Origin of the sequence: Pseudomonas sp. URMO17WK12:I12, assembly GCF_000514395.1 — a bacterium.
In the GTDB taxonomy this organism is placed as follows: Bacteria; Pseudomonadota; Gammaproteobacteria; order Pseudomonadales; family Pseudomonadaceae; genus Aquipseudomonas; species Aquipseudomonas mucoides.
The window spans coordinates 215,647-230,878 of the sequence record NZ_AZVV01000008.1; the positions used below are offsets into that span (position 1 = coordinate 215,647).

Annotated in this window: 14 protein-coding genes and 1 pseudogene; 5 read left to right on the top strand and 10 right to left on the bottom strand. The window is 59.3% G+C overall.

Annotated elements, in window-relative coordinates; translation table 11 throughout:
- Nucleotides 1-26: 26 nt before the first annotated feature.
- Together D882_RS0111820 and D882_RS0111825 are read left to right on the top strand one after the other, a co-directional pair.
- Nucleotides 27-797 (top strand): helix-turn-helix domain-containing protein, encoded by a 771-nt coding sequence (locus D882_RS0111820; protein ID WP_027923437.1) that lies wholly within the window; start codon nucleotides 27-29, stop codon nucleotides 795-797.
- A gap of 70 nt (nucleotides 798-867) precedes the next feature.
- Nucleotides 868-1,377 (top strand): hypothetical protein, encoded by a 510-nt coding sequence (locus tag D882_RS0111825; protein WP_027923438.1) that lies wholly within the window; start codon nucleotides 868-870, stop codon nucleotides 1,375-1,377.
- 54 nt (nucleotides 1,378-1,431) lie between these two features.
- Here the strand turns inward: D882_RS0111825 and D882_RS0111830 are convergent, their stop codons facing one another.
- Nucleotides 1,432-1,653 carry a hypothetical protein gene (locus D882_RS0111830; RefSeq protein WP_027923439.1) on the bottom strand — a complete coding sequence of 74 codons (222 nt, stop codon included), beginning with the start codon at nucleotides 1,651-1,653 and terminating at the stop codon, nucleotides 1,432-1,434.
- Nucleotides 1,654-1,668: 15 nt separating this feature from the next.
- Nucleotides 1,669-3,096, bottom strand: a complete 1,428-nt coding sequence (gene ccoN / locus D882_RS0111835; protein ID WP_027923440.1) for a cytochrome-c oxidase, cbb3-type subunit I — start codon at nucleotides 3,094-3,096, stop codon at nucleotides 1,669-1,671.
- 292 nt (nucleotides 3,097-3,388) lie between these two features.
- Between ccoN and D882_RS0111840 the strand changes: the two genes are divergently transcribed.
- Nucleotides 3,389-4,357 (top strand): hypothetical protein, encoded by a 969-nt coding sequence (locus D882_RS0111840; protein ID WP_027923441.1) that lies wholly within the window; start codon nucleotides 3,389-3,391, stop codon nucleotides 4,355-4,357.
- 90 nt (nucleotides 4,358-4,447) lie between these two features.
- Here the strand turns inward: D882_RS0111840 and D882_RS0111845 are convergent, their stop codons facing one another.
- Nucleotides 4,448-6,802, bottom strand: a complete 2,355-nt coding sequence (locus tag D882_RS0111845; RefSeq protein WP_027923442.1) for a tetratricopeptide repeat protein — start codon at nucleotides 6,800-6,802, stop codon at nucleotides 4,448-4,450.
- A gap of 215 nt (nucleotides 6,803-7,017) precedes the next feature.
- Here D882_RS0111845 and D882_RS0111850 point away from each other — a divergent pair, with 215 nt between their 5' ends.
- Nucleotides 7,018-7,689, top strand: a complete 672-nt coding sequence (locus tag D882_RS0111850; RefSeq protein WP_027923443.1) for a DUF3313 domain-containing protein — start codon at nucleotides 7,018-7,020, stop codon at nucleotides 7,687-7,689.
- A 121-nt stretch (nucleotides 7,690-7,810) separates the two neighbouring features.
- Here D882_RS0111850 and D882_RS0111855 read toward each other — a convergent pair whose 3' ends face one another.
- From D882_RS0111855 to D882_RS0111885, 7 genes and pseudogenes are all read right to left on the bottom strand, one after another.
- A complete protein-coding gene (locus tag D882_RS0111855) occupies nucleotides 7,811-8,833 on the bottom strand; it encodes an HAD family phosphatase (RefSeq protein ID WP_027923444.1) in 1,023 nt (340 codons plus the stop codon).
- A gap of 114 nt (nucleotides 8,834-8,947) precedes the next feature.
- The gene (locus D882_RS1000000132675; protein WP_155953725.1) at nucleotides 8,948-9,094 is read right to left on the bottom strand and encodes a hypothetical protein; all 147 of its coding nucleotides are present in this window, start codon (nucleotides 9,092-9,094) and stop codon (nucleotides 8,948-8,950) included.
- Between the two features lie 78 nt (nucleotides 9,095-9,172).
- On the bottom strand, nucleotides 9,173-10,120 hold the full coding sequence (locus D882_RS0111865; protein WP_027923445.1) for a transporter: 948 nt from the start codon (nucleotides 10,118-10,120) through the stop codon (nucleotides 9,173-9,175).
- 12 nt (nucleotides 10,121-10,132) lie between these two features.
- Nucleotides 10,133-11,539 carry a DUF1254 domain-containing protein gene (locus D882_RS0111870; RefSeq protein ID WP_027923446.1) on the bottom strand — a complete coding sequence of 469 codons (1,407 nt, stop codon included), beginning with the start codon at nucleotides 11,537-11,539 and terminating at the stop codon, nucleotides 10,133-10,135.
- Between the two features lie 27 nt (nucleotides 11,540-11,566).
- Entirely contained in the window at nucleotides 11,567-13,018 is a 1,452-nt protein-coding gene (locus D882_RS0111875; RefSeq protein ID WP_027923447.1) for a DUF1254 domain-containing protein, read from the bottom strand.
- A gap of 9 nt (nucleotides 13,019-13,027) precedes the next feature.
- Nucleotides 13,028-13,580, bottom strand: a pseudogene (locus tag D882_RS01000000131040) (hypothetical protein).
- Nucleotides 13,581-13,906: 326 nt separating this feature from the next.
- The gene (locus D882_RS0111885; RefSeq protein WP_027923448.1) at nucleotides 13,907-14,332 is read right to left on the bottom strand and encodes a YciI family protein; all 426 of its coding nucleotides are present in this window, start codon (nucleotides 14,330-14,332) and stop codon (nucleotides 13,907-13,909) included.
- Nucleotides 14,333-14,566: 234 nt separating this feature from the next.
- Here D882_RS0111885 and tpx point away from each other — a divergent pair, with 234 nt between their 5' ends.
- Nucleotides 14,567-15,067: a thiol peroxidase gene (gene tpx / locus D882_RS0111890; RefSeq protein WP_027923449.1), complete on the top strand. Its 501-nt coding sequence runs from the start codon at nucleotides 14,567-14,569 to the stop codon at nucleotides 15,065-15,067.
- Nucleotides 15,068-15,232: the final 165 nt, after the last annotated feature.

Here is a 15,232-nt window from a genome sequence, read left to right on the forward strand (position 1 = left end):
GACGGTCATCTATCAGGAAATTTCACATGCCCGGCGTGCTGAGCCAGCACGTGCTGAGCGCTAGAGCTTGCCTGCAACTGTTGCCCCGTGCGGCCTACAGCGTTCGTGATCCGGCGCAGTCGTTGACCCTGGGCGTGACGCTTGAGCGCCAGCAAGGCGTACACGCCATTGATTCAGACCGGCGGGTGGATTTCGATACTTTGCCCGGTGTGCTGGCGTTCACGCCGGTGGGCGTCGAGGTGTTTTCCGAATCGGCGAGCGGTGGTGAATACCTGTTGATGCGCCTGGATGAGCCGTTTGCGGATGAGATGCTGCCAGCCGTCCGCCAGCGTGTTCAGTCAGCCGGTGATCGACGGGCGCTGACGTTCGCACGCGAGATCCGACGCCTGTTGCTCAACCCTCAACCTGATCTGATGGCGCTTGAGCAAGCCGCCCTCAGCCTGATTGACCAGGCGCCTGTGACGACTCGATCCAGACTGCACGCCAAAGCGTTCACCCCGGTACTGGATCAGATCGCCGAGCAGTTCCATGAACCGCTGACGCTGGACCAGTTGGCCGCGACTTACGGGCACAACGAACTGCGTTTTCTGCGCGACTTCACCCGGGTCATGGGCCTGACACCGCATGCGTATCTCGTTGAGGTGCGCCTGCAAGCCGCCCGACGGATGATCGAACACACGGACCTGCCGTTGGCCAGCATCGCTCTGGACAGCGGTTTCGCCCATCAGTCGCACATGGGCAGCGTTTTTCGCAAACACCTGGCCATGACCCCCAGCCAATACCGCTCGCGCTTTTAGTCGTACGCCGGCGGCCTGCATCTGCCATGCTCAATGTCCGCAGCACCGCTCCAACCAAAGGAACACCGCAATGGACGACGTACAACAACTGGGCGAAATGCTTCGCCACTACGCAGAAAGCGAAGCGCACAAAAAGCAGACGTTCGAGTCGCAATCGGCGCTTTGGGCGACGCGTATCGGCGAGCTGTTCGATCAGATCCAGCAGTGGCTGGAACCGGTCCAGGCGCCGCATCTGCTGGAAGTGAGCCGTGAGGCGTATGTGGCTTCGGGGCCTAGCGTGCCGGTGGAGACGTCGCCGTTCAAGACCGAGAAATTGTCCATTGTCATTGCCGGCAAACCGGTGGAGTTCGTGCCGGACGTGATGGGCGCTGGCGGTCAGATTTCCCTGGCGGTGATGGGGCTGACGGCCGCGCGCTATGGCAGCGTTTCGCTGGTGTGCCTGCCGCCGTCGACCAGCTGGCAGTGGCGCAAGACCAATGGCCTGAAAGACCCGGACACGTTTGCATTTGATGCGAATTTTCTGGCGCAGCAGTTGCAGGGCCTGATCCCGCGTGATCGCGGCCAGGTCCTCCCGGACTGAACTAAACCCCCTTGCAGGAGCCGAGCTCGGCTCCTGCATTGGATAGGGTGTGGGTCAGATTTTGAGGTTGCCCCAGCCGGGCTTGACCTCTTCTGGCGCTACCGCCTTCACCTTCTTCCCCGTGGCCGATTCCACTCGCCGCGCCACCTCGGGATCATCCGCAAACGGAATCAGACTGGCATCCTCCAGGCTCTGCGCCGTCTCCCGCTTCAGGCAATATTCAACCCCCAGCCAAAGCCCCAGCACCGCCATCACATTCAATAGCACTTCAAACATTCCAGGCTCCTTGCCTCAGGCAATCTGTGCTTCACGCTCAGCCATCGCCACGTCCGCAACCCGCACAGTGCGCCAGGTGTTGTAGGCCATCAGCAGCATGCCGCTGAGGAAGAACACCCCGCCGGTAAAGCGCACCACAAACCCCGGGTGGCTGGCCTGCAAGGCTTCGACGAACGAATACGTCAGCGTGCCGTCGTCGTTGATTGCGCGCCACATCAGGCCTTGGGTGATGCCGTTGACCCACATCGACGCGATGTACAACACGGTGCCGATGGTCGCCAGCCAGAAGTGTGCATTGATCAGGCCGATGCTGTGCATCTGCTCACCGCCAAAAACTTTCGGCACCATGTGGTAGACCGCGCCGAAGGTGATCATCGCCACCCAGCCGAGCGCCCCGGCGTGAACGTGGCCGATGGTCCAGTCGGTGTAATGGGAGAGGGCGTTGACGGTCTTGATCGCCATCATCGGACCCTCGAAGGTCGACATGCCGTAGAAGGCCAGGGACAACACCAGAAAGCGCAGGATCGGGTCGGTGCGCAACTTATGCCAGGCGCCCGAGAGGGTCATCATGCCGTTGATCATCCCGCCCCAGCTTGGCGCCAGCAGGATCAGCGACATCGCCATGCCCAGCGACTGTGCCCAGTCCGGCAGCGCGGTGTAGTGCAGGTGGTGCGGGCCAGCCCAGATGTACAGGGTAATCAGCGCCCAGAAATGCACGATGGACAGGCGATAGGAATACACCGGGCGCCCGACCTGTTTCGGCACGAAGTAATACATCATCCCGAGGAACCCGGTGGTGAGGAAAAAGCCAACGGCGTTGTGGCCATACCACCACTGCACCATGGCGTCGGTCGCCCCGGAATACACCGGATAAGACTTGAACCAGTCCACCGGGATCGACAGGTGATTGACCACATGCAGCATCGCGATCACTACGATGAACGCGCCGAAGAACCAGTTACCGACGTAAATGTGTTTGGTCTTGCGCTGCACCACGGTGGTGAAGAACACGACCGCGTAAGCGACCCAGACCACCGTCATCCATACCGCGCCGGTGAACTCGATCTCGGCGTATTCCTTGGTGGTGGTGTAGCCCAGCGGCAGGGTGACCAGCATGGTCACGATCACCGATTGCCAACCCCAGAAGGTGAACGCGGCGAGGGTGTCGGAGTACAACCGCACCTGGCAGGTGCGCTGCACCGCGTAGTAACTGGCGGCGAACTGCGCGCTGCCGGCAAAGCCGAAAATCACCAGGCTGGTGTGCAGCGGACGCAAGCGACCGAAGGTGGTCCACGGCAGGTCGAGGTTCATCTCGGGCCATACCAGTTGCGAGGCGATCCACACCCCCATCGCCATCCCCACGACACCCCAGACGATGGTTGCCACGATGAATTGGCGCACAACCTTGTAGTTATAGGCCTGTCCGATTGTTGCTGTGCTCATGGTCAATGCTTCCACGGTTGCAAAGGCTTCTACTGTAGAAACCCCGTCGGAAACAAAACAGACTCAGGAAAACTTCATTTATACGGATCAGATCCGAGGCCACCCTGCGGTCATCTGCCACAAACTGATACGTTTTTTTAGCGTTCAGGTGAATCTGTAGCACGCTGCGTCGCAGGTCCATAGTCCCCCCTCACAATCAGCGGCTACACGGGTGTGTTTTTGCTTGGGACAGTGATGGCAGTTTGGTAGAGTCCGCGGCTTGTCAGGGAGCAAGTGAAGAAAGGAGTCGGGTGTGAGTGCGGGCAAAAAGATTTTAGGGTTGATATCGCTAATGCTGATGCTGGCCCTGTGGGCCAGTTACGTTTATGTGTTCAAGGACAATCGTGACGGGCTGTTGGGCGGCGCCTTCGACAGCACGGCCTGGTGCGGTACGCCACCGGCCAGTGATAGTGCTGCGCTGGGCAAGGATCAACTGACCCTGCGGATCACCAACAACCTGCGCGGCGAGTTCATGCTCAGCGGCGCCATCGTGGTTTCCGAACGCACGTTCAACCGCTACGACCTGGCCCGCAACGAGCTGCGCCTGCGTCTGGAGCCCTTGCAATGGTCGTACGGTGTCACGCCGATTTTCCTCGAACAGGTCAAGGTCCAGCCACTGACGCGTAACCTGTCATCGCTGAACAAGAGCGCCTATGCCGAACTCGAACCGCGGCCCATTGGCGTGCAGGGGCGGGCGGCGGACTTCCCGTTCGACACTTACCGCTACGGCTACAAACCAGTGTTGTATTACCTCAAGGGTAATGATCGCATCGACCTCAAGTTCAAGCACATCACCACCAGCATGGAGATGTCGAACACCTTCACGCCGATCCAGAAGTACAACCGCGCGGAGTACATCAACGAGAAAAACTCGCTGGCGCGTGAGGAAGACTACAAACCTTATGCAACCACTGAGTGTGCGTTCAGTGTCGAGCGCAAGGGCTCGTTCAAGATGATCGTCTTGATGTTGCTGCTGGTGATCGGCTTGCCGTTGCTGCATGTGTTTTATCGCGACGAGCCGGGTATCGACTTTCTGGCGACTCTGGTCAGCATCGGGGCGATTCGGGTGTTGCTGGTGGGGCCGCTGAATGACTTCCAGTTGTACAAAATCGACTTTCTGTTTGCCGGAGTGATTTTACTGGTGGGCACGGTGTCGCTGATCAAGGCGATGCGGGCCAACAGTCGGCGGGAGTTGGCGTTGAAGAGTGGTTCGTCCTGGTAATCCCACGGTCGATGTAGCAGCTGCCGAGCCTGCGAGGCTGCGTTTGGCGACGCAGCCTCGACAGCTGCTACAGGCGGAGCGTATCGAGGGCTACTTCAACGCCGGATCCCCCATGTTCATTTTCTTCCAGCCCTGCAACAGCACCTGCGCTTTCGGTTCCTGCCCGTTGTCCAGGTAATACTGGATCAACGACAGCCGCGCATTGCGGTTGGCCGGCTGCACTTTCAGCAAGCGCTCCAGCACTTCGCAGGCCTCTTCAACCTTGCCGCGGTCATGCAAGGCCACGGCCAGCACGTAGCCGTATTGCGCGTTCTGCGGTTCCAGTTGCGCGGCTTTGCGAAGCGCCGACATGGCCTGGTCCGATTTGCCAGCACGCACCAGCGACAAGCCCTGGGTGTGTTGCAGCAGCGCGGCGTCCGGGTGGTCTTTTAGCCCTTGGGCCAGCAGCGCCTGTGCTTCCTGGCTGCGGCCATTGGCTTCGAGCCATTGCACCAGCGTCACCAGTGCCGGGTAGAAATCCGGATCGCGCCTGAGCGCCGTGCGCAGGTACGGTTCGACCTGGTCATTGCGTCCGCTGGCCTGGTAGAGCATCGCCAGGTTGAGGTTGGCTTCGGCGCGTTCCAGCAGGTTTTTCTGTGCTGCTTCGTACTCGGCAATCGCCGCATTCCAGTTCGCTTGGGCAGCGCCCAAACCATTGCGTGCGGCTCCCAGCAGGTCCCGGGCTGCAGCAATACGCACGGCCATCACCGGGTCTGTCAGCAACGGCGTCAACAGCGGTGCCCGCTCAGGTGGTGGCAGGAACGCGCTGATTGCGTGCACGGCACTTTCACGCACTTGTGGCGCGGGATTGCTCAGGTCCTTGGTGGCCAGTTTCAACGCCTGTTCACTCGGGTACAGCGGCAACTCGGCGAGCAGGGTGGCCCGCTGAATCGCTGGCAGCTTGCTGCGTTGCAATTGTTCATACAGAGCTTGCGCCGCGCCGGGTTGACCGTTGCGAATCAGCCACAGGCTTTCGTCATACCGCGGGGCCTGTACGGTCGGCGCGCTGTTCCACCGTTTGAATTGTTCGGTGACTTTGTCGCCGTTCTTACCCTGGTGACAGGTGAGGCAGGCGTCCGGGGTGCCGAGTTTTTTCGCCCGCTCAGGGTTGGGAATACTGAAGCTGTGGTCATGCCGGAAGTCATTGCCCATGTAGAACTTGCCGGGCATGTGGCAATCCACGCACTGCGAACCCGGCTGACCCATGGTGTGACGGGTGTGCTCGATGGCGTCGTAGTTTTTTGCTTGCAGGCCTTTGCCGTCGACGCCTTCTACCGGCGTTTTTCCCGTGGTGTTGTGGCATTGCAGGCAAACGCCGTTGCCCGGCGCCTTGAGTTCAGTGCTGTGCGGGTTGTGGCAGTTGCTGCAGCGCACGCCCTTGTCGAACATTTTGCTTTGGGCAAAAGAGCCGTGTTCAAACACCTCGTCCTTGATCTTGCCGTCCAGCGCATACAACTCGCGGGTCAGGGGGCTCGGCAGGTAGTCATCCATCAGGCGTTTGCCGGCGGTGTAGCCATCGCTCAGCGGTGCCCGGCGCGAATGGCAGCGGGCGCAGGTTTCGATCTCGACGGTGGCGTTCTTGTCCTTGAGGTCGACGGCAAAACCGGCATGAATCAAATCACCTTTTTTCGCCGTCCATTCCAGGTGATTGGAAGCCGGGCCGTGGCAGGCCTGGCAGCCAACGCCGAGGCTGTTCCATTGGCTGTCGAAGGTGTTTTTCGCGGCATCGAAATTGCGCTTGTAGCCAGTGGTATGGCACTCGACGCACATGAAGTTGGCGTTCTGGCTCGGCTTGCTCCAGTGCAGCGGGTTCTTGAAATTCACACCCTGACCCGGATAGAGGTGGAACCAGCGGTTTTTCTCGGTATCCCAGGCCACGCCCAAGGGTTGCAAGCGACCTTCGCCCACTTCGATCAGGTATTGCTGCAACGGCGCGATGCCGAAGGTATAGGCCACCTTGAAGTCGGCGTTCTTGCCATCGATACCCGGCGTGTTGACCCAGAAGCCGTCGTCCTTGCGCGAAAAAATGGTGGTTTCGTTTTCCGCTTTGAAGGTGACGTTATTGAAGTCGCCCAGCATCGTCTCGGCAGAGGCTGCCTGCATCGCCAATTGGTGATGGGAGCCTTTCCAGTCCTTGACCTGTTCGCTGTGGCAGCCCTGGCATTGCTGCTCATCGACCATCTTCGCCGGGGCCAGCGCGACCGGTTGCGGTTTGGCCGGTGGCGCGACAGGGGCAGTGACGGGAACGGGTCTCAGCGGTGCCGGTGTGCTGCTAAACAGAAACCAGCCGATGCCGATGACCGCCAACAGTAATGCACCGATGGTCACGGGAAAAAGAGAGCGGTTAATCAGGTTCGGTGGTGAATCAGGGTTGGGGCTTGGTGCTTTATTTTTATGTTTCAGCATTGCGACTTCCGTAGTCGAGGTGCGTTTGCCTTGAGGCGCGCGATCAAGCTGGAGTGCAGCTTTGCCGCATGCCGGGCATCTGTCAAATGACGGTTGCGAGAGCGTCCGCAGCGTTAGATGAAATGTGTGCTTTTTTTGAGTTTTTTATCGCGAAATGCCTTGACTCCAGTCGCCTTTGCACTAGGGTGTTCGCCCTTCAAAACAGGAGTTCAAGCATGAAGCTTGCGTTAATGATGAGCACGTTGTGCATCGCCACCATCGCGGTGACAGGGTGTGCGAGCAAGGTCGTCGAGCCGGAGCAGTATTCCGGCTTCCTCAAGGATTACGGCCAGCTGCAGGAAGCCAAGTCGCCGTCCGGCGCGACAGTGATGCGTTGGGTCGATCCAGCGCTGGATGTCAGCAAATTCACCAGCGTCTATATCGAACCGACCCAGCTTTACCCGGCCCCCCAGCCAACGGTGAAAATCCCCCAGGCCACGCTGAGCGGGATCACCGGTTATTACGACCAGGCGCTCAAGCGTGAAATGGCCAAATCGCTGCCATTGGCCGCCGGCCCTGGCCCAGGCGTGATCGTGGTGCGTGCCGCCATTACTGCGGTCAGCAGCAAGACCGAAGGCTTGAAGCCTTACGAAGTGATCCCGATTGCGTTGGTTGCCGCAGCCGTGAGCACCGCCAGCGGTATTCGTGATCAGGAAACAGACCTGGCCACCGAAGCGGCATTCATCGACGGCGGCAGCAACAAAGTCATCGCTCAGGTCGTGCGCAAGGGCACCGGCAAGCCGCTGGAAAACGATGCGCAGGTGATGAAGGCGGATGACGTCAAAGGCGTGATGGATGGCTGGGCGTCGGATTTGAATCAGTCGTATTTGAAGATCAAATCCAAGTGATGTGCCGAGGCTGATGGCCTCATCGCGAGCAAGCTCGCTCCCACACTGGATCTGTGTAAACCACAAGTCCGATGTGGGAGCGATGGAGTAAACCTTTGGTGCCGTCGGCGTTACGCTCCTTTTACTTCCCTTGCTCGGCTGTGGCGGCGTCGTAGGGATAGATCCGGCGCCATTCGGCGGCCATGTCCACGACGGTCCAGTCACGTGTTTTTGCTTCGTCCAGGGCCTTGTCCAGGCGACCGAAGTCGGACTTGCGGTCGTAGGCCCATTCGCGTTTGGCGTCGGTGTGATGCACCAGCCCCATGAATCGTTTGCCCGGTCCTGCGGCGGTCCATTGCAACATCTGCAAGTCGCCGTCGGAGTTGCCGAAGGCGAGGATCGGCCGCTTGCCGATGACCGCGTCGATGCTTTCCGGTTTGCCCGGGCCGTCATCGTTGTGGGCCAGTTTCGGCGTGCGCAGGATCGAGGCCTTGCCGTCCTTGTACTGGAAGGCTGTGACGAATGTGGTGCCGATCACCTGTTCCGGCGGGATGCCGTAGACCTTCTCGGCAAAGGCGCGCATGAAGCCGGTGTCGCCACCGGATACGATGTAGGTCTTGAAGTTCTGCTCGCGCAGGTAGTCGAGCATTTCCAGCATCGGCTGGAACACCATCTCAGTGTACAGCTTGCCGGTTTTCGGGTGTTTGGCCTGGCTCAGCCAGGTCTTGGCGTAGTCGTCGAAGGCTTCGGTGGTCATCCCGGTGTGGGTCGCCCCGAAGATTTTCATGATGCCGCCCATGCCGGAGGCGGCCAGCGCCTTGTGATCGTTTTCCAGCACGGCCTGGAACGGCTGGGTGGTTTTCCATTCCGGGTGTTGCGGCGCGGTGCGCTTGACCTCTTCGAGGGCAAACAGCAACTCGAAGTACATCGGCTGCTCGCTCCACAGGGTGCCGTCGTTGTCGAACACGGCGATGCGGTCTTCGGGTTTGACGAAGTCCCTGCTGCTTTGATCGGTGACCGCCTGGACGAACTCGATGATGTGCTTCTTCGAGGGGCCGTCATTCCACGAAGGCAAGGGTTCGGCTGCTTGCGCGAGAAACGGCAGGGCCAGCGCGAAGAGCAGGCTCAGCCCAAAGCAATTGCGGATCGAGATCGGGTTCGTCATGGGACATCCTTTTGGTGTAACAGCCGTAATGCCGAGTCGGGTATCGCCTGCCGTTGTTCGGCCTGACTATGCAGCGTAGACAACGAACCCTTGAGTTGCCGCAATGCCTGGTTTTCAGTAGGCGAACGACCGTAGCAGGCGCGCAGGCGGTCTTGCCGTCGAGAACTGGGCGTGCACAATTTCACGGCACAGGTGATGTCCGTTGGCAGCGCTTTCGGCGATGCTGGCTTGCAGGGCGTTGAGATCATTGAGTGCAGTCATGGCGCATCCTTGATTCAGAACGTGAACGTTGGAATGACGGGAATGAGCCTGGAACCGGTAGCCATCCCTGGTCACTCCTTAGAAAAACGCTAATGTCAGGTTGACGCTGATGCCGTTGCCTTCCGGCCGGTTTTTGGTATCGAACTCCGGCACCCAACGGGCGCTGACGCTGGCCTGCGCATCGTTGAACTTGCCGGCCCAGCCGACCGCCGGGCCAGCACCGACCGAGCGGCCACGGAAGCCGCTGTTGGCACCACTTCCCGAATCATCGGTCACCTGCTGGATGTAACCCGCCGCGATACCGGCATTCCAGCCGTTGCCGAAGCCGTGGGTCCACAGTGCATCGAGGGTGAAAATGTTGCCGTTGCGATAGTCGGTGGCGTTATTTTCGGTGTAGAACTCCAGCGCGCTGGACAGGGTGAACTCGCCACCCTTGCCGTCCAGATGGGTGAAGGCCACGGTGGGCATGAAGGTGTAATTGTTCTGGCCAGCGTTAGCCAGGCGGTCATCGTTGTAGGCACCGGTCGGCACATAGATCGGCAGCGAGAAGGAGACGTGGTTGACCTCGTCGAGGTGGTAACCCGCCGCAATCGGTGTCACCAGAATATCGGCGAACTGGGTCCCGGTATCACCGGATCCCAGGGTTCTGCCACGGGGACCGGTGACACTGGCGGTGACGTCGGTGTATTGGACCGGCACGCCAATGGCCGAGGCGTAGTTCCAGCGCCCTTTGCCGGTGTCCCAGATATGCGTGAAGTTGGCCATGGTGTAGGACACTTTCATGTCCAGCCCGGTACTCAGGGCGCCGGCGATCGGTACTTGCGCTTTGCCCTTGAGGTCGCCGTCGTACCAGATGCTGGTCAGGGACATCACCCAACCGGCTTCCGGCGGCACAATCCCGGCGTTGGAAAATACCTGTTGCCCCGTAATCGGCCGCCCGACACCGCCCTCGGCCGCCAGCGTCAACGGGCTTGCGCCGATGATGCACAGCACCAGTAAAGGACGCACTACAAAAGGCCTGACCATGACTGACTCCGCTTATTGTTTTTGTTGTGAATCGACCGGCGTCAGCAGCGGCATCTGCCATTGGCCGCTGGTGACTTCCGGTTTTGGCAGGTACAAGCGCAAGATCCCGTAGAACGGGCCTTTCGGGGCGGGCAGCCAGTTGTTTTGCAGTTCTTTGGCCGGGGCCTTGTTCTGCACGTACAGGGTCAGGCCGCCGTCGGCGTCGAGCTTGAGATCGGGCAGCATCCGCGAGTTGATCAGGTAGCGATTCAACGGGTTGGCCACCAGCAGTTTGTTCTTGCCGTCGTACATCGTCAGCGACCAGAAGGCATCGGCCGGGGGCAGGGCGCCCTTGTCGAAATGCAGGGTGTAATCGTGCTTCGAGGCATCGACCGGCTGGCCGTCCTTGTCGACGAAGTAGCCGATGTAATCCGCTTCTTCGGCTGAGTTGCCGAAAATCCCCATGTTGGCGCCGGCGTAGCGGTACAGGTAGTTGCCGTTAAGGTGATCACGGGTGCCGAAGACGTCGCCGCTGGTGATCTGGTGCGTGTCGACCTTGTCCTTCTTGAACTGGGCGAACTCGGCCTTGGCGTCGCTGATGCCGTCTTCCAGTGCCTGGCGCTGTTCAGCGCTGAGGTCATGCAGATTGAACGGCTTGCCGGCTTCGATGCCGATCTTGGCAAAGCGCGCGAGCAGCTCCTTTTCCGCGTCCTGCGCCGGGGCGAACGACAACATGAAATTCAGGTAACGGAACAGGTCCGGGGTGTCGCTCATGGTCGGCAGCGGTTTTGGCCAGTCAATCTTTGGCGCTGCCGGCGGTGCCTTCTGTTTGACGTAGTGGCTCAGGGATTCAACCTTGTAGCCTTTCTGGATCTGCTTGACCTTGGCCAGGTCCTTGTCATCGAACAACTGCGTGCGATACAGCGCGTAGGCAATGTTGCTTTCGCTGCGCACCAACCGGTCCATTTCCACCGGTTGCTGACCTTGCCAGTTCGGCCCGGCGATCATGAAGTGGCCGCCGTTGTTGCCCGTGCTGCGGGTGCCCAGGTACGCAAAGTTCTGCGTATACGCGTCAATCAATTGCACCGAGTAATAACGGTGTTCTTCGATAGCCGGCAGGGTCAGCACGACGGGTTCTGCGCGCAGGTCCATCCACACGAAGGAGTAGGGCGTGTCGGCGTTTGGCGTGACGAAGGCGGTGTCTTTGGCGGTGAATGCCTTGGCGGTGTTGCCGATCTGGTTCAGCGGCGCCTTGAAGTTCGGGCTTTTCTTGTCGATGGCCTGGGTGTAGAGGGTCTTGTACATCTCCACTACCGGGAAGCCGTACAGATAGGCTTCCTTGGCGATGCCCCGGGCTTCTTCAGGCGTGGCGCTGAAGTCGGCCCAGACACTGGTGCTCAGGGAGAGTGCGAGTGCGGTGAGCAAAAAACGGTTATTCATAAAGCGTCCTTATTGACCTTTTGGGCGTCATTCCACAGCCGTGATGTCGTCGAGCTTCCAGCTTTTATCGAAGTAAGCTTCGGTCGGCGCGTACAGACGGAAATAGCTGAACCAGTGTTTGCCCGGTACGGTTTGCACCCAGTTGTTCTCGAAGCCTTTGGGCGCGGTCGGACCGAAATACAGGTCCACGGAGCCGTCATCATTCTTTTTCAGATCCTGACGGGACGACAGGTCGGCCTTGCGCTGCGGGTTATCGATCAGGCAACGGCTGTCGGTGTCGTACACCGTCATCGACCAGAACTGCTTGGCCGGCGGATTGGCGCCGACGTGCAGGCGATAATTCTTACTGCCGTCGAGCCAGTTGCCCTTGCTGTCGGTGTAGGCGCCCAGATAGGTCTGACCGAGGCCCGGGGTCTTGGAGACCATGCCCTTGGTGTTGGTGACTGCTTCGTAGAACCAGGCGCTGCGTTCCCACAACTGATCGTAATAGGCCACGCGTTGCGACGGTTCGGCGATATTCAGCACGGTGTCCCATTGACGGTCCGGCCAGTATTGCGCACCGGGGAACCGCTTGGCGAAGGTGTTGGCCTTGGCGATCAACTCGCCGACCTGGGCGCCTTGTTCCAGTGCCTTGCGCTGGTTGTCATTGGGGTTGAAGGGCTTGTCTTTCTCGATGCCGAGGCTGGCGAGCATGGCCATGTAGAAGCGGTCACGTTCGTTGACCGGTTCTTTCTGGATGATCTGGTGCAAGCGCTCCCAGTACGCCATCCCGCGCGGTTGGGTGCCGGACCAGGCTTTGCCCCCAGGGCTGAGCAGTTTGGTTTTGCTTGGCTCATTGCGCTGGGCGTACGGGTACATCTTGAAGTGTTCGACCAGTGCCTTGCCTTTGGCCGGGTCCGGATCAAGCACGCGGAAGCCCACCAGCACGTTCATGGTCTCCGATTTGGCCAGGTAGTACTTGCCGGCATCGGCGGGAGGTTCGGCACCCGGCGGCAGGACCAGGTACTTGCCGCCCTTGCCTTTGTCCGGGCCGGTCTGGCCCATGTCGATGATCGCGCGTTGCCAGAAGTCCCCGACGCCGCCGGCAGTCGGGCCGGGCGGCAATTCGATCACCAGCGGCCCGGTTTCATTCAGGTCGACAAAACCGAGGATGTACGGCGTGGTGGCATTGGCGGTGATGACGCCCAGTTTGTCTTCATAACTGTTGAGCACCATCAGGTCGCCGCTGCGGGCGCCGAGTTTGTCGCGAAACTCTTCCTGCCATTGCGCGTAGGACACCAACGGCAGCGCCCAGAGATAGCTCTGGGTGGCCTGCTGAAAATCCAGCTCCGCATAGAGTTGGGCGATCGATTCATGGGCGGGCAATTCGCCTTCCATCGCGATCTTGCCGATCCGCGTATCAAGATCCTGGGCGCCAACGCCGCAGCTGACGAACATGGTCATCAAGCTGAAACCGGCCGCGCGAATTGCACCGTGCATAAAGAGTCCTTATTTACCGAACGTAACGTTGATCCCGGCGAACAATGTGAACTGCGGCAAGCCATCGCCTTTGCGTTCCACCGTCCACTGCGGCTCGATGAATGCGTTAAGAATATTAGTCACGGATTTGCACGCCGTGCCGCCAGCCCAGCAGGCCGCGAGGTGAGGAGTCGATGGCCGCGGCCGTCAGGCCTGTTTGCCACTTGCCTGTGCCCAATTTGTCCTGCTCAGCGGTCGGCGCGGTGATTTGCGGGCCGATGCCCGGCTGTACGCCGTCGGTCTTGGGGATGAAGATGTCGAACAGGTTGAGGTCGCCGATGCCGGTGCTACAGCCGCTGTGCGGGTCGGGTCGGGTGCTGATCGGCAAGGTGCCGCGCAGCAAGTCATCGTTGGTGTGGACGTCGGTGTCGTAGCGCTTGGGGGGGTAGTAATCCAGAAGGTTGGCGCCAGGGGCCAGACTCAACGGGTTGTTACTTTTGTTGGCTACGTCGGCGTTATCGGCGAACGCACAAACGACAGGCGTAAACCATGCCGCCATCAGCAACAAAGCGTTTTTTTCCATAGCGGCTAACATGATTCCCCCGGTTCCTTGGTGGCTCATTGGTCGACTCGGCACTTCCCGGCCGTTGTTGTGTAATCTCTTTCCGATCAAGCCTGTAGGAATGATCTGAAGCTAGCAGCTAACCATAACTTAGCCAATCCAATGAGTTTTTTCTTTCGAATTGTGTGCAAAATCTCGCAGTTTTTTGTACTGATAAGTTAAAGCGAAACTTGTCCGGCATTCGAATAGAGGTTGAACGAAACCCTGTGGGAGCGAGCCCGCTCGCGATAGCGTTGTGTCAGGCAAATCGCTCTCGCGAGCAGGCTCACTCCTACATTAAGTAATGCTCAGCGTTTCTTCGCCTCTGCGCGAATCCGTTCTTCCTGCTCGCGCAGTTCCGGGGTGAACTCGGCACCAAAATCCTCGGCCTCGAATACCTGACGAATCTCGATCTCTGCGTCGGTGCCAGGCATCGGGTTCGGGCATCGCTTGACCCAGTCGATAGCCTCTTGTTTCGACTTCACCTGCCAGATCCAGTAACCGGCGATCAGCTCCTTGGTTTCGGCGAAGGGGCCGTCGATGACGGTGCGTTTGTCGCCTGAAAAGCGCACGCGCGCGCCTTTACTGCTGGGGTGCAGGCCTTCGCCTTCGATCATGATGCCGGCGTTGACCAGTTCTTCGTTGTAGTTGCCCATGGCGGTCAGCAGTTCTTGGGTGGGCATCACGCCCGCTTCGGAATCCTGGCTGGCTTTGATGATGATCATGAATCGCATGGTGTTATCTCCGGTGGAGGTGGGGGATTCACTACATGGTCGAATGACGACAGTGCAATTCGACAGGTCAATGATAGATTTCAGGCAACGCAATACCTGTGGCAACGAGGTGTTGATTGAAGGTTGGCCAAAACACTTCACGATTTGTATCTGGGCATAGGTCGCCAGCCCATTTCGTGGTTAACTTTGCCCTCTCCGAGATTCTTTACCACAACGTTCAGAAGGACTCCGTTCATGGCTCAAGTCACCCTTAAAGGCAACCCGGTTCAAGTCAACGGCCAACTGCCACAAGCCGGTTCCAAGGCGCCAGCCTTTTCCCTGGTTGCCGGCAATCTGTCCGACGTGACCCTGGCGAGCTTCGCCGGCAAGCGCAAAGTGCTGAACATCTTCCCAAGCGTCGACACCCCGACCTGCGCTACTTCGGTTCGCAAGTTCAACGCCCAGGCCAACGATGTCGCCAACACCGTTGTACTGTGCATCTCCGCTGACCTGCCGTTCGCCCAGGCACGCTTCTGCGGCGCCGAAGGCCTGGAAAACGTGCAAAACCTGTCGACCCTGCGTGGTGCCGAGTTCATCGAGAACTACGGTGTTGCCATCGCTGACGGTCCGCTCAAAGGCCTGACCGCTCGTGCGGTCGTGGTTCTGGATGAGAACGACAACGTGCTTCACAGCGAGTTGGTCAAGGAAATCGCTGAAGAACCGAACTACGAAGCGGCACTTTCCGTTCTGAAGTAAGCGGCGTCATTACAATTGTTAACGGCCTGGCCCTGTCCAGGCCGTTTTCATTTGTGCTTCAGTGCCTTAGACAAATCTCCTGTTACGTAAGCCGAAGGTAAATTGCCGGTAAAGCCGCTTTGCTTAATAGCCGCCAGTGCTTATCGTTCAGCCTCATGTAAAAGA

Excerpts from the sequence above, each read along its gene's own strand:
- D882_RS0111820 (WP_027923437.1), top strand. The coding sequence starts at position 27 with ATGCCCGGCGTGCTGAGCCAGCACGTGCTGAGCGCTAGAGCTTGCCTG.
- D882_RS0111825 (WP_027923438.1), top strand. The coding sequence starts at position 868 with ATGGACGACGTACAACAACTGGGCGAAATGCTTCGCCACTACGCAGAA.
- D882_RS0111830 (WP_027923439.1), bottom strand. The coding sequence starts at position 1,653 with ATGTTTGAAGTGCTATTGAATGTGATGGCGGTGCTGGGGCTTTGGCTG.
- ccoN (WP_027923440.1), bottom strand. The coding sequence starts at position 3,096 with ATGAGCACAGCAACAATCGGACAGGCCTATAACTACAAGGTTGTGCGC.
- D882_RS0111845 (WP_027923442.1), bottom strand. The coding sequence starts at position 6,802 with ATGCTGAAACATAAAAATAAAGCACCAAGCCCCAACCCTGATTCACCA.
- D882_RS0111850 (WP_027923443.1), top strand. The coding sequence starts at position 7,018 with ATGAAGCTTGCGTTAATGATGAGCACGTTGTGCATCGCCACCATCGCG.
- D882_RS0111855 (WP_027923444.1), bottom strand. The coding sequence starts at position 8,833 with ATGACGAACCCGATCTCGATCCGCAATTGCTTTGGGCTGAGCCTGCTC.
- D882_RS1000000132675 (WP_155953725.1), bottom strand. The coding sequence starts at position 9,094 with ATGACTGCACTCAATGATCTCAACGCCCTGCAAGCCAGCATCGCCGAA.
- D882_RS0111865 (WP_027923445.1), bottom strand. The coding sequence starts at position 10,120 with ATGGTCAGGCCTTTTGTAGTGCGTCCTTTACTGGTGCTGTGCATCATC.
- D882_RS0111870 (WP_027923446.1), bottom strand. The coding sequence starts at position 11,539 with ATGAATAACCGTTTTTTGCTCACCGCACTCGCACTCTCCCTGAGCACC.
- D882_RS0111875 (WP_027923447.1), bottom strand. The coding sequence starts at position 13,018 with ATGCACGGTGCAATTCGCGCGGCCGGTTTCAGCTTGATGACCATGTTC.
- D882_RS0111885 (WP_027923448.1), bottom strand. The coding sequence starts at position 14,332 with ATGCGATTCATGATCATCATCAAAGCCAGCCAGGATTCCGAAGCGGGC.
- tpx (WP_027923449.1), top strand. The coding sequence starts at position 14,567 with ATGGCTCAAGTCACCCTTAAAGGCAACCCGGTTCAAGTCAACGGCCAA.